Raw genomic sequence first — 12,920 nt, forward strand, 5'->3', positions numbered from 1 at the left:
CAACATCACCTTCCCGGCCTTAGGCTTTAAGTCGAAATTGACCTGTTAATTCATGTCCAAAATCAATGAAATAACCGCCTTCCGGTAGGGCAGATATATGCTTAGGCATGATCTCGTAAACGGAAACAGGAGGAGTCGGCTGAAGGAACAAACGATACCCATGATCCTCCATTTCCTTGCAGTGCTTCCATCCGGATATATCGATATTGGCGTTTCGCCAGTCTGGAACCTGCTCGCAGCTATCGATCCATTCCAAATATTGCGTGTTGTACCCGACAATGCCGCCGCTGACGTATTCGTTGGCCTTGCGGCATAACCAAGTCCGGTCGCTCTTCACGATAATCTTACCGTCCACTTCAAGCTCGGCAATCATTCCTTGCCGGTAATCTCCACTATTGTATGCACGGCAGACAAGACCCTGATAGTAAACATGAACGGCTATGACATTGGTCCCTTCTTTCAAGAAAGAAGCGACATCATATCTATTGTAATAGTAGTAATAATAGTTGCCTTGTGCAGGGCCTTGACCCACAAATCGGCCATTGATGTAAAGCTTGTAATAATCGTCAGCAGTTATATCGAGTAAAGCTTCCTTATAAGCATCCGTAAGAACAAACTCTTTACGTACCAACATATGAAAATTTTCCAATTCCTCCGTGATGATGTGGGGGAGCGGCATCCCCTTCTTTATGATATAAATTCAGCGGCAGTAATTCGGCAAAACGTGCTTCCTTTATCCAACTTCCATTCCATTTTTTATCCATGTACGTACTTCTCCCCCTATATTGACTTTGGATGTTTACCCCCTGAGGATGAAGATTAGCCCCTCATTCATTGTATTTGAAAGCCCTTCATTTTTTCCATACACTAATGTAAACTGAACTATATACTTATTATCCCACAGGGCGAAGCCGGGTCTGCATGTTCGACCACGCCTCATTATGAAATGGGGGAGATCATTAATGTGTGCCTTTCCATTGTGCGGTCATATACCAAGAATGACGTATTTCCGACATTTCGTGCACCGTGAGCAATTTTTTCAGTATGAGAGCATTCAGAACGAATGGCTCATTTTTGCTGTAGAGAATGGATCGTTTTACTTTGAAATCGATGAGCATCATGCAACCGCTTCTTTCGGTGATCTCGTTTTTTGTCCACCAGGTGTCACGTTCCGACGGGTCGTGATTTCGCCCATCACACTCTTTGTATTTCGGATGAGTTGGAGAGATGACGAAGGAAATGAAATTGATCTTGCGGAACTGGGTACCCTTCCAGTGGGAAAAGTCAGCTTGCGCAATACCGAAAGTCTGCTTGGAGATTACGCAGCTCTGAAACCGTACAGCATCCAAGGAGAGCGGTGGAGTATGGTCCTAAGAAGCCATTACCTGCATCATATATGGCTGCTGTATTGTGAAGAGGCGGAGGAACTGTTGAACGAGGTACCCCATCGACCGGCAGACTCGATCATTCAACAGGCAACAAGGCTTATTCAGGCCCAAGCATTTGAGCGATTCAGCCTGAATGCGATTGCCACCACTCTGGGGATTAGTCGTATGCAGCTGTGTAAAAAGTTTCACGCGGAATTAGGAACGACGCCTATCAAGTATCTTACCTCCCTTCGTCTTGAAAAAGCCAAGACACTGCTGACGGAAACGAACTTGACACTGGATCAAATCTCGGAATGCTGCGGTTATCAGAACGGGTTTTACTTAAGCCGTGTATTCAAAAACAATTGCCTCGTAACCCCAATGCAATACCGAAAAGCCCACCGCTTGTAAAGGAGGCCACTGAAGAACTTGTAGTTTTTCGGAGTATATAAGAGAAACGAATAAAAAGACGACCCTTTCCCCCATTTTTTGGGAGTGAGAGTCGTCTTTTTGTAATCCAAACAGGTCTACTGGATCCACTTTTTACTTCATCAGCTTCAATATTCGTTTTAGATTAACCGTGAAGGTTTTGGTGCAACTATAAAAACAGATCAAAGATAGCCTCCATAATGTTGCTTGATTATGCTGTCAAACCAAACACTTTATTAATTAATTCTACTGCAGAGAGGACAGACGAATGATTGCATTCGACCTGCCCTTTCTTTATCATATGCATAGCTTCGATTCCGGCAATTGTTTTCTCTGCAGTACTGAAAGATTTGTATCCCAGCATTGGTTTAATGACTTTCTTTATGAATCGATGATCTTGTTCAATAATATTGTTTAGATATTTTTGTTGTCGTAGTTCCGCAATATCCAATAGTCGATCATCACTTACCAATCTTACACAGAAGGGATCATCTTTGACGAGATCTTTTCCAAATCGTTCCGGACGAACACTTGGATTTTTGGTCATCAACCAGTCAATGGCAGGTACCAGCCTACATACAAAGCAGCTATGATATACATAGCACAACCGATGAAAGTCGAGTACATGGTTACGCTGAACGGATCGATACGCTCCAACAGCATCCGCGTCATAATAATTGAAGGTGGCAAAGGTCAACATAGCGATAAAGATCACCCACATCCTGTCTGCCTTCGGGACCTCTTATGATTGAAATATGGAAAATGGTTTACAGTCGGACTTCTTTCCCGCTTTCTGCCGATTTGTAGATAGCCGACAAAATTTTGATCATATCTACGCCGTGCTCCGGGAGAATGATCGGCTCGGCACGTTTCTGAACGCAATCAATGAAATGATTCAAATGCTCGCCATGGGGAGCAGCTCCATTGCCTTTGATTACAGGGGTGATGTTGGTCAACTGCCCTGCGGCTTCGGAGAAGATTTGCAGCACGTTATTCTTCAGGCTAAATCCGGCGCGAGTTCCGCGAAGGTCTACAAAGTTCATCTCTTCACCGATGTTAGAGGCCCAGCTGAATTCGATTTGGAGCGAGGTTCCGTTCTCGAATCGGATAAAACCGATCGCCAAATCCTCTACGTCGAATGTGCCGTCTGATTTCTTCTCACCAAAGCTGCTATGCAAGGAATCAGAAATTTCGTCATTAGCAAATTTCGTATACGTGCAACCGGACACGGAGACTGGTTTTGGATTGCCCATGAGCCACATGGCCAGATCGATAAAGTGAACGCCAAGATCGATCAGCGGCCCGCCGCCGGACAACTTCTTGGTCGTGAACCAGCCGCCTTTGCCCGGGATGCCGCGCCGACGAATCCACCCGCAGCGACCGGTGTATATTTCTCCCATATTGCCTTCCCCGATATAACGTTTCAAGTAGCGTGCAGCCGGTGTGAAGCGGTTGTTGCGCATAGCCATCATAATTTTACCGTTGGCTTTGGCTGCATCGGCCATTTTTTGCGCTTCCTCGGGATTTACCGCATCCGGCTTCTCGCAAAAAACATGCTTTCCTGCATTCAATGCAGCAATCGAAATTTCAGAATGGTACAAGTTCGGCGTACATATATCGATGAGATCAATATCATCTCTAAGCAAAAGTTCCTTGTAATCGCTATACACGGACGGGATGCCATATTCTTTGGCTACTTTCTCGGCCCTTTCTTGATTCACATCGCATACTGCAACCAGCTCTACCTCCTCGTGTTCCAAAAGAGGTTTGACATGCTCCGCTCGAAAAATGTTGCCTGCTCCTACGATTCCCATTCTCAGCTTGTTAACCATATGTATAATCTCCTTCTTCAATTTGCAGCTTGCCGTTCGGCAATCAGCTGCTTCAGATTGGTCAAGCTCGTCATTACGCAGTCCATCGGATCACGGCGGCATGTGTCCTGCTCAACCACGTACCATTCGACTCCGTTTGCTTCGCCCCATTGTAATATCGGCCGGAAATCGATACTGCCCGTTCCGATTTCCGCGAATATTTGCTCATCATCATCGGACATGTCCTTCAGATGGATAATAGGCATTCGGCCCGCATATCTCTGAATAAATGCAGCAGGTTCAAAGCCCGCTTTCTTAACCCAATAGACGTCAATTTCAGCGAGAATCAGGTTGTCATCAGTCGGATTAAGCAAATATTCTAAAGCACTTTCACCTTCGACGGCCGTTTCGAACTCAAAGGCATGGTTGTGATAGCTTAGTCGCAGTCCGTGCTGCTTCAGCTTTACTGCTGCTTCTCCCAAAAGCTGTTTGACATTGCGGTAGCCAGCTTCCGTACGGCTTTCCAAAGGAAGCGACGGGCATATAATATCCCGTGTTCGGAACAGGCGGGCCTCCTTAATCAACTCGTCCAATTCGTCGGTTATTCTGCCCAAACCTACGTGCAGTCCTGCAGTTTGCAGCTTCTGTTCATGAATAACCGAAGCCAGCTCCTCAGGATCATAATTGTGGTAACCGGCCATCTGCACACCAGCCCAACCCAATTGCTTCAGATCGCGAAGCACTTGAGGAAAGTTATTCGCGCATTCTTCGCGAAGCGTATACAACTGAATTGCTAATTTGTTCATCAACACAGCATCACTCCTTGGCTGAAAATTCATTTCGTCAAACCAAGTATAAAGCAAAAGGTGCAATTGCGCCTTTACGTATCTTACGATTCTATTATCTGATCTTATGATCTTTAATGGGAGAAGTATTGCTTTACCGAATGAAACAAACGAATTAAACTAGTGATAGCGATTTTACTTATCTTCTTGTGAAATGGAGGAAGGAAATAAATATGATATATGCAGGATACTCCATCCATACGCGTCCGTATTATACGAATCGCAATCAGGCCATAGAGTTCTATTTAATTCGATTGCAAATGGAGGGAGTTTGTCAATCCGATGTCAATGGAGTTGTATATCCCATTCAACCCGGTTGCCTTTTGCTTTGCAAGCCTGGGGATTATTATAATTTAATGATTCCGCTCAATAAGCACGACCCCCCCCGAAGTGCGGATTATTACGTTACGATCCATTCAGAAGAGCTTTGGATCAGACAATGGTGGGAGCTTAACGGGCAGCGAACGTTGATCAATATTGGTATGGATGAAGCGCTTTCCTCGATTTGGAAGCAGTTGGTCTACGAGAATAGAAGAGTGAAGGATTCCAGTCCATTAATCCTGGAGTATTTGTCGCGTGTGCTTATGCTGCATATTCAGCGAATAAGCCAATCGGGAGAACATGCCAATACATATAAGCGGTCCATATCCAATCAGATCAAGTTATATATCGAGCGCAACGCGACAGAAAGGCTTACCTTAAAGGACATATCAGCTGCCGTAGGTCTAAGCGTCTCCAGAGCGTCCCAGCTTTTTAAGGAGACCTTGAATCAATCGATTATGGACTACGCAATAGAAGTTCGACTGTCGATGGCGAAAGAACGGATGCTGAACGAGGGAGTGACTTTGCACGAGGTCGCTTATTTATGCGGGTTTTCCAACTATACGCATTTTAACCGGTTGTTCAAGTCCAGATTCGGCATGTCACCAAGTCAATATAACAAACTTAAGCCTGATAAAATAGGCAGATGAGTCAAAGCCGACTTGAGGAGTAATATCATGAATTTTCATATCCGTTTCTATCAGAAGCGATTTGCCTTTGGCAATGGGATGCTCCATAATTATTTAAGCCGATTCCATACTTGCGCTCCTCTATTTTATTTATTATGGTTGTTCATTTACTTTTTGGTTGGTTAACATGAAGCTGATGCAAGCGACATGGATGCGTACGCTCTTCCCCACCTAGTTCCAACCCAAAGCGCCCAACAACGACTTCTTTTTCTCGATCATCTAAAATTTCCAAATTACGGTAAATTTTACTCTTCTCTATCTTCAGCTGCACTTTATCCACGACATCATCGGCCTCCGTGCCGAGAATATCGATCAACGTGATTTCATTCCCCTCTTTGTCCGTTCCGATGGGATCATGCAGAGACACATCCTTACGCGTTTTCTTCAATGAACGCAGATGCATAAGGATCTCATTCTCAATACAGCGAGTGGCGAAAGTCGCGAGCTTGGTCCCTTTGTTCGGCGAGAACGACTCGATGGCTTTGATCAATCCGATCGTCCCGATCGAGATCAAATCCTCGAGATCTTCTCCTGTATTGTCGAATTTTTTGACATTGTGAACACGAAGCAACGTAAAAACAAACATAAGAAGCACCAATCCACACAAGTGGCTAGGGGCTTCTCGCCAATACGCTATGGGGCTTCTCCACATGAGCCAAAGTCCATTTGGAGCCACTCGTTAACACCTGTTCCAGATTGTGGAGCCCACTTGGTACTTGTACTTCAATCTTTCCCATTATTCGGCGAATTTGAGAACTGTCGAACTGACTTTACACCATACTCCGGTCTTTACTTGGATTAACTTTGTAATATCTCTTGTATAGTTTACTGAAATAAAATATATCTTGAACACCGATTCTATCGGCAATTTCACTAATGGCGAGTGGAGTTGTCCGTAAAAGCACCCTTGCTTGTTTCATGCGAACCCCTTCCACATATTCAATAACGGATACGCCCTGATGCTCTTTAAATAGTTTAGAGAAATGAGATCGACTTATGTTAACGTGATTACTGACATCATCCAAAGTGAATTTGTTTCGGTATTGTTCATGGATATAGTTCAATGCTTTGACAATTTCTATCCGATGTGTGCCCAAATAATGATATTCATTTAGCCATCGTTCAAATATGGATTTATAATCAGTTAACCGAAAGGCTTGTTTGTGGCTTATTTCCGATTTCAGATCCTCCGGGACAGCAAATCCCTTTTTCTCGATAAAAGTGATTAGGAATTTTAAATCTTCTTTAACCGTACTAGGCGGACGCTTTAAATAACGGATCAAATCAAAAAAGGACTCGATCCACATCGGCAAATTTGAAATTGCAGTGTAGTTGTTATCGTTTTCCATCTCCATGTTTTGAAAAAAAGAATACAAATCTATATCTTTGCTTGTAGATTCGCACTCATTTGGTGAAATGAGGCACGCTGGCGTGCAGTAAAATAAATGTCTCGTATCGTTGATCGAATGACGGACCATCTCAAATAATGAATCTAACGTCGTGAAATCATATCCCGTTATTAATGAAGATTCCAGTTTTAAAAATTGCTGCAACGCAAGCTGAACTTCTTCCATTTTCTCGGTGTGCTTCTCCCTATTGCTTTCACCGAAATCCAGAAGTATAAATCTAGCGTTTTCTAAATGAAATAATTCATTTTTAGGATGAAATTGTTTAATGACTTCTACGGCTACATTCATAAAAGCGTATATGGCAAGATCTGTCTTTTTGTTAAATTTTGCTTCACACCATTCAGAAAATCGGTCCACTTCAAGCAGTGTAAACATCGACTGGGGTTCCTCGAACTGGAAGACTTGGACATTTAATTTCAATGACCTCTTTATCAATTCTGCCGAATTAATACGCTGATGCTGCCATTCATAAAATAATGAGTTTTGAACCATTAACTGTTCATTTGAGTCCAAACGTCCTTTGTCCGAACCTTGATTTCGCGAATCTTCGTAAGCCTGATTTAATTCGGAGACCAGGCTTTCCTTATTGATGGTTGCTTTAAGCAAATAATTTTTCGCCCCATAACGCAATGCCATCTGAGCAAGGTCAAATTCTGCATAGTTGCTTATTACAATTGACCATAACCGGGGATAGAGAATCTTACACTGTTGTATCAACTCTATACCATCCACGATAGGCATGCGAATATCTGTCAGCATAATGTCCATTGCGTTATTCTTTAATACATCTAATGCATCTCTACCATTTTCCGATTCCCATATCTCAATACCACTGTCCTCCAACATCCACTTTATGTGTTTACGGACAGGCGCCTCATCTTCTACTATCAAAAGCTTCATCCAAGCGTCAGCTCGTTTCATCTGGAATAAATACCCGAATGCAAGTCCCTATAGATGGGGAACTCTGAATATCAATATAGGCGGATCCCCCATAGTGAAGCAACAAACGATCTTTTACATTCGCTAACCCAATGGATTTCCTCGATTTTTGTGTCTCCTTATTTATAAATCCGTCTCCATTATCTTGAACGGTTATCTCCATTCCACCCTCTTTAAATTGTGCGAATATTTGAATCCATCCGGTTGGTTTACCAGCAAAAGCATGTTCAAAACAATTTTCTAAGAGTGGCTGTATAAGCATACGTAATACAACCTTTTCCATAGTCTCCTCTTGAAAATGAATATCGACTTTATATTCGTCACCAAATCTAGCATTTTGTATCTCGATATACCTAAGTAAATACTCTTTCTCTTCTTTCATCGTCCAATGAGAATTTTCCCTATATAATTGCTGTCTTAAAAGAAAAGAAAGAGATAGTATTAATGAACTTATCCTTTGCTGTGAGGTGGAGTCGGCAATAAATCGAATTGTACTTAATGTATTTAATAAAAAATGCGGATTCATTTGTTGCTGAAGCATTTGCATTTCCAATTTCCTTTTTTCAGTAGAAGCCAGTTCAAAGTTTTTACGAGAGGTCGTCAGATTATGGACCAATTGGCGAAGTATTTCTGATAATTCAACGATTTGGTAATCGGATTGAATGGATATCGTTAAATTGGGTGAATTCGATGTTAATTGCTTGGATAAGGATCGTATTTGATTAAATATTTTTCTAGTTGTCTGAAGTACCACTGCCATAATTCCAAAATAAATAATTAATATCACTACAATCGTCATAAACACAACAAAACTAAACAATTTCAACTGGTTGTTTAAAAAATCCGTACTTTCCAATTGATATAAGTACCAATTCGTTGGATTTAGCTGCTTCATGCTGTGAGTACTCGTGCTTTTCGATATTTTCTCTACTGTTTGATCACCATCTATTTGAGTTGAAAACAAACTTTCGTGATTTTCATTTTCAATTACATAATGTCCCCCATCGTTTTTTAGAATATTTTGTATATATGAAATAGGGATAACGATTGAGATCATCCCCTTTTTTGTAGCAGTTCCGGGGTTGAACAGCCAGCGTGTGAATACAATAAAGCTTGCGGAATCTCCATTTATTTGAGGACAGTCTATCATAGACCATTTGAAACTATAAAAAATATCAGCTTCTTCCCAGTCCATGATTGTTAGAACCCGTTCCTGCAATTGTTCCTTTCTTAATCCCAGCCGAGATGTATCCGATTGATAAATATTGCCGTTGTTGTCACGTAGAATGACCGCGTATTTTTCATTGAGAAAGAAAGCATATTGCAGCCTTTCTATCGCTTCTAAATAAATTTTATTTTTCTCAATATCGTAAGGATCCTTCACGTCAAGTGAACCTAAAAATTGCCTATCGTTAATAAATAGATTTGTAGCCATAAATATTCTTTGAAATAAATCTTGAACACGAGAAGATGTTTGTTCCATCCTGAATTGATTAACCTCGTTCACCTTGCTCACCAAAGTTTGCTCGGTAAATCGATAAACAAAAAAGAGTACCAACGATAAGGGAATGAAAACGGCCACTAGCAAAAAAATTAATCTGCGCTGAACCGATTTAGGACCTGAATACCGTTTGTGACCCCACAACATCATGCTTCTTCTCCTTATAAAAGTTCTATGCCCGCCTCTAATCAGACGGGCATAGAAAGTTACTTATTTATTTTTTTGATCTTGAATCACTTTGTCGACTTTTTGCTTAATATTTTTCAAAGTATCATCCACCGATACTTTTCCAGTGTAATATTGTGTAAGTTGATCCAAGAAGGTTGCTTCATATTCAGATGGGGCGCCAAAAACCGGCTTTTCTGCGACATTAATCACTTCAGGATCACCGCCAAACAAATATTTGATTTGTTCCACAGTGATTCCGTCATCTTTTAACTTGTCAGCTAGATCTTGGAAGTACTTGTTCGCATCGATCTTATTATACATTGGAAGCGTTCCCGTACTCAAGGTGTAATCCGCGACGTACTCCTTAGCGAATATCAACGCTTCTTTGGCATGCTTTGAATTTTTGGGAACCGCCAAAGAATCGATGCTTGACCAGTTCATATGCTTGCCAGCCATTTCTTTAGGCACCGGCATTGGTGCAATTCCAGCTTTCCATTCACGCGGGAATTTATCTTTTTTCGTCGCAGCTAACTGTGCATACCATTGGGCACCAACAACCATTCCGTAATTACCGTTCCAGTAGGATAAGAAATCTGTATTGTTGGAGATATATTCCGCTACTGGCATTGCTGCTTTCTTCACATTGATAACATCATTCATCCATTCTAAGCTGCGTTTGAATTCCGGTGCATTAATATTGCTCAATCCATCTGAGGTATAGAACTTGCCGTCAGTTAATTGACTGCCGAAACCATAGTAGTACATGCCCCAATTGTTATAAAACATACCGTATACTTTGTTTTTTCCACTTTCATTGTTCGTTAGTTTCTGAGCGGTGACGGCGTATTCGTCCCAAGTCATTGGCACTTTAGGATCAGGGTATGGAACTTTAGCATCATCGAATACTTTTTTATTATAAAAAAGCATCCAGTTATTTTGTTGAATAGGAAAACGATAATATTTCCCATCTTTATCCGGTTTGAAATTACCGAAATCTTTACTCATATCTACGCCAGCTTCTTTGGCTGCTTCATCAATTGACATGAGAAATCCCTTATTAATCGCATCAAACTGATCTACACCATTGCCCCAGATTAAATCAACGACAGAGCCGCTAGCCAGCATGACATTACGTTTATTAATATATTGTTCATGGGGGACTGAGATCGGATCAATCTTAATATTCGGGTACTTTTTGTGAAAACGATCGATAAAAGCTTTAAACTCAGGTGTATCCATATACTCAGAAATATTTAATACCTCAAGTGTCACGCTGGCCTTTGAGCTTGCATCTGTATTCTTAGTATCAACAGCACTTGTATTGCTTGGCGAACTGCCTTTGGAACTGCAGCCTGCTGCCATGAAAACCAGCATACAGGACGCTGCGATAACGGACAATTTTTTGATCATTTGTGTTGTTCCCCTTTATTTATTTTATTTTTGTACAATTTAATTATAGAGTGAAATGAATTCGATATTGAATGGAATAAACGCTTGGCTCATTTGTAGAATTGTCTGTTCTTTTATCCTTTTATTCCTGAAGAAGTCACACTCTCGATAAATTGTTTTTGTAGAATCAAAAATACAGTTAATACAGGTACAATAGCAAGGCATGCCAGCGCCATTTGTTGTGCATAGTCTTTACCAAATTGAGTTTGAAAACTTTGTAAGCCCATTGGTATTGTATAAAGATCTTTAGATTTCAAAAAAATCAGGGGCTGATAAAACTGATCCCAGATCATAAAAAAACTGAGTATGCCTAGCGTAATCAATGGAACTTTAGCTAAAGGTAGTGCTACTTTCCAAAAAGACCATGTAATTCCGCTACCCTCCATGTAAGCAGCACTAATTAATTCACGAGGAAAACTTAAAAAAAATTGTCTCATCATGAAAATGGATAAAATATCCAAAATATTTGGGATGATTAATGCCCACCTTGTATCCAATAAATGAACAAAACGAAATGCAATAAACTGTGGTAATAAGGTAAGCTGATACGGTACAAATAATGTCATTAAGAACAGGAAAAATATGGATCCAGAATACTTGAATTTTAAAAAGCCAAATGAATATCCACCAAATGCAGCAATAATTAAACGAAATACAACTGAGAAGACGACAACAAATATAGAATTGTATAACCAAGTTAAAAAAGGCGTGTTGAGCCAAATGTTTCTGTAATTCTCGAAATTCAATTGTCCCCAATGGAAGAAGACAAATGGCTTTTCAAAAACTTGGCTTTCAAATTTAAAAGAAGTCGATACCATCCAAAGAAGCGGCGTGATAAAGATTAGTCCGATTATGATAAATATAAGTGATCTTATACCTTGCCCAACATTAAATCCATTTTCCACAGTTATCCTCCTCCCATTTATGTTATTGATAAAATACCCATTTCTTTTGTGCAATCCAATTGATCCAAATTAACAATAAGGTTATCAAGAAAAGGAACACACCGATTGCAGATGCATAGGAGAAATCAGAAAATTCAAAAGCGGAACGATAAATATAATAGGTAAGTGTGGTTGAGCTGAATGCAGGTCCACCTTTAGTCATTAAAGCCATTTGATAGAAAGCTTGAAGCCCACCGATAATTGTGATCAGTAGAAGAAAAAAGGTAGTTGGCGAGATTAATGGTAGCGTGATATGTCGGAATCTTTGCATGAGATTGGCCCCATCAATCGAAGAAGATTCATAGTAGTCGGTTGATACTGCTTGCAATGCGGCTAGAAATAAAATGCAATGATAACCAACGTCTTTCCATGCTCCGATGATAGCAAGAACAGGCAATGCCCAATGTGTATCCACCATGTATTGCGGAGGTGTAGAGACACCCAAGCTCATAAGTAAACTATTTAAAGGTCCTTGCGTTGGGTGCAAGAACACATTCCAAACGACTAATGTTGCTACATAAGTGGTGATATAAGGAATAATGAAAAATGTTCGGACCAAACCTCTCATATAGAGTTTGGCATTAAGGATTAAAGCTATTGCAAGTCCAAGTACAAGGGTCAATGGGACATAAATCACCAAATAAATGCCTGTATTTTGAACTGATTTCCAAAAATCTTCTTCATAAATCATTTTGCTATAATATTTCAACCCCTCAAACGAAAAATCCCCTGACATTAGGTCTACTTTATAGAAGCTCAAGAAAAAAATTCCTAGTATCGGTAACAAAACAAACAGGAAAAATCCGATGATACTAGGGATTGCGAATATGAAACCCACTTGCTTTTCGCGTCTCTCTAATGAATAGCCATGGCGAAACTTCTTTTTTGCAGGATGAGTAAGTGTATTGATCTTCTCCACGGGTTGCCTCCTATTAAATTGATTGAATAGTTATATTATCTACTATTTCAGATGGACCCGGAATGGAGCAAATGCTTTACTCATTTGTATTATTGTCTTATTTGCCAGGTTTAAAAATAAAAAGAGAGC

At 40.7% G+C, this 12,920-nt stretch carries 12 protein-coding genes and 1 pseudogene; 2 read left to right on the forward strand and 11 right to left on the reverse strand.

Going from position 1 to position 12,920, the window contains the following annotated elements; translation table 11 throughout:
* Positions 1–19 precede the first annotated feature (19 nt).
* Together AC58UU_RS18565 and AC58UU_RS18570 are read right to left on the reverse strand one after the other, a co-directional pair.
* Positions 20–649, reverse strand: coding sequence for an alpha-L-rhamnosidase N-terminal domain-containing protein (locus AC58UU_RS18565; RefSeq protein WP_497318103.1), 630 nt, complete (start codon positions 647–649; stop codon positions 20–22).
* Positions 621–764 carry a hypothetical protein gene (locus tag AC58UU_RS18570; protein ID WP_497318105.1) on the reverse strand — a complete coding sequence of 48 codons (144 nt, stop codon included), beginning with the start codon at positions 762–764 and terminating at the stop codon, positions 621–623. The genes AC58UU_RS18565 and AC58UU_RS18570 overlap by 29 nt, the downstream gene beginning before the upstream one ends.
* Positions 765–962: 198 nt before the next feature.
* On the opposite strand from AC58UU_RS18570, the gene AC58UU_RS18575 reads away from it, so the two are divergent.
* Positions 963–1,778, forward strand: a complete 816-nt coding sequence (locus tag AC58UU_RS18575) for a helix-turn-helix domain-containing protein (protein ID WP_497318107.1) — start codon at positions 963–965, stop codon at positions 1,776–1,778.
* Between the two features lie 229 nt (positions 1,779–2,007).
* Here the strand turns inward: AC58UU_RS18575 and AC58UU_RS18580 are convergent, their stop codons facing one another.
* Genes AC58UU_RS18580 through AC58UU_RS18590 form a run of 3 tightly spaced genes read right to left on the reverse strand, consistent with a single transcriptional unit; the run spans position 2,008 to position 4,413 of the window.
* Positions 2,008–2,517 carry a DDE-type integrase/transposase/recombinase gene (locus AC58UU_RS18580; protein ID WP_497318109.1) on the reverse strand — a complete coding sequence of 170 codons (510 nt, stop codon included), beginning with the start codon at positions 2,515–2,517 and terminating at the stop codon, positions 2,008–2,010.
* Between the two features lie 46 nt (positions 2,518–2,563).
* Complete coding sequence (locus tag AC58UU_RS18585) at positions 2,564–3,628, reverse strand: Gfo/Idh/MocA family protein (protein WP_497318111.1); 1,065 nt, start codon at positions 3,626–3,628, stop codon at positions 2,564–2,566.
* Positions 3,629–3,645: 17 nt separating this feature from the next.
* On the reverse strand, positions 3,646–4,413 hold the full coding sequence (locus tag AC58UU_RS18590; RefSeq protein WP_497318112.1) for a sugar phosphate isomerase/epimerase family protein: 768 nt from the start codon (positions 4,411–4,413) through the stop codon (positions 3,646–3,648).
* 212 nt (positions 4,414–4,625) lie between these two features.
* Here AC58UU_RS18590 and AC58UU_RS18595 point away from each other — a divergent pair, with 212 nt between their 5' ends.
* Positions 4,626–5,423 carry a helix-turn-helix domain-containing protein gene (locus tag AC58UU_RS18595; protein WP_497318114.1) on the forward strand — a complete coding sequence of 266 codons (798 nt, stop codon included), beginning with the start codon at positions 4,626–4,628 and terminating at the stop codon, positions 5,421–5,423.
* A 193-nt stretch (positions 5,424–5,616) separates the two neighbouring features.
* Here the strand turns inward: AC58UU_RS18595 and AC58UU_RS18600 are convergent.
* From AC58UU_RS18600 to AC58UU_RS18625, 6 genes and pseudogenes are all read right to left on the reverse strand, one after another.
* A pseudogene (locus tag AC58UU_RS18600) lies at positions 5,617–6,030 on the reverse strand (sigma-70 family RNA polymerase sigma factor); the annotation flags it as partial.
* 202 nt (positions 6,031–6,232) lie between these two features.
* Positions 6,233–7,771, reverse strand: coding sequence for a response regulator transcription factor (locus AC58UU_RS18605; protein ID WP_497318116.1), 1,539 nt, complete (start codon positions 7,769–7,771; stop codon positions 6,233–6,235).
* A 7-nt stretch (positions 7,772–7,778) separates the two neighbouring features.
* On the reverse strand, positions 7,779–9,461 hold the full coding sequence (locus tag AC58UU_RS18610) for a sensor histidine kinase (RefSeq protein WP_497318118.1): 1,683 nt from the start codon (positions 9,459–9,461) through the stop codon (positions 7,779–7,781).
* Between the two features lie 60 nt (positions 9,462–9,521).
* A complete protein-coding gene (locus AC58UU_RS18615) occupies positions 9,522–10,889 on the reverse strand; it encodes an ABC transporter substrate-binding protein (protein ID WP_497318121.1) in 1,368 nt (455 codons plus the stop codon).
* Positions 10,890–11,002: 113 nt separating this feature from the next.
* A complete protein-coding gene (locus AC58UU_RS18620) occupies positions 11,003–11,833 on the reverse strand; it encodes a carbohydrate ABC transporter permease (RefSeq protein WP_497318123.1) in 831 nt (276 codons plus the stop codon).
* A gap of 22 nt (positions 11,834–11,855) precedes the next feature.
* Positions 11,856–12,791, reverse strand: coding sequence for a carbohydrate ABC transporter permease (locus tag AC58UU_RS18625; RefSeq protein WP_497318125.1), 936 nt, complete (start codon positions 12,789–12,791; stop codon positions 11,856–11,858).
* Positions 12,792–12,920: the final 129 nt, after the last annotated feature.

It is taken from the genome of Paenibacillus sp. JT22N1, from assembly GCF_059692155.1.

Coding starts and splice junctions, on each gene's coding strand:
- AC58UU_RS18590 (WP_497318112.1), bottom strand. CDS start 4,413: ATGAACAAATTAGCAATTCAGTTGTATACGCTTCGCGAAGAATGCGCG.
- AC58UU_RS18585 (WP_497318111.1), bottom strand. CDS start 3,628: ATGGTTAACAAGCTGAGAATGGGAATCGTAGGAGCAGGCAACATTTTT.
- AC58UU_RS18610 (WP_497318118.1), bottom strand. CDS start 9,461: ATGATGTTGTGGGGTCACAAACGGTATTCAGGTCCTAAATCGGTTCAG.
- AC58UU_RS18595 (WP_497318114.1), top strand. CDS start 4,626: ATGATATATGCAGGATACTCCATCCATACGCGTCCGTATTATACGAAT.
- AC58UU_RS18605 (WP_497318116.1), bottom strand. CDS start 7,771: ATGAAGCTTTTGATAGTAGAAGATGAGGCGCCTGTCCGTAAACACATA.
- AC58UU_RS18575 (WP_497318107.1), top strand. CDS start 963: ATGTGTGCCTTTCCATTGTGCGGTCATATACCAAGAATGACGTATTTC.
- AC58UU_RS18580 (WP_497318109.1), bottom strand. CDS start 2,517: ATGTGGGTGATCTTTATCGCTATGTTGACCTTTGCCACCTTCAATTAT.
- AC58UU_RS18570 (WP_497318105.1), bottom strand. CDS start 764: ATGGATAAAAAATGGAATGGAAGTTGGATAAAGGAAGCACGTTTTGCC.
- AC58UU_RS18615 (WP_497318121.1), bottom strand. CDS start 10,889: ATGATCAAAAAATTGTCCGTTATCGCAGCGTCCTGTATGCTGGTTTTC.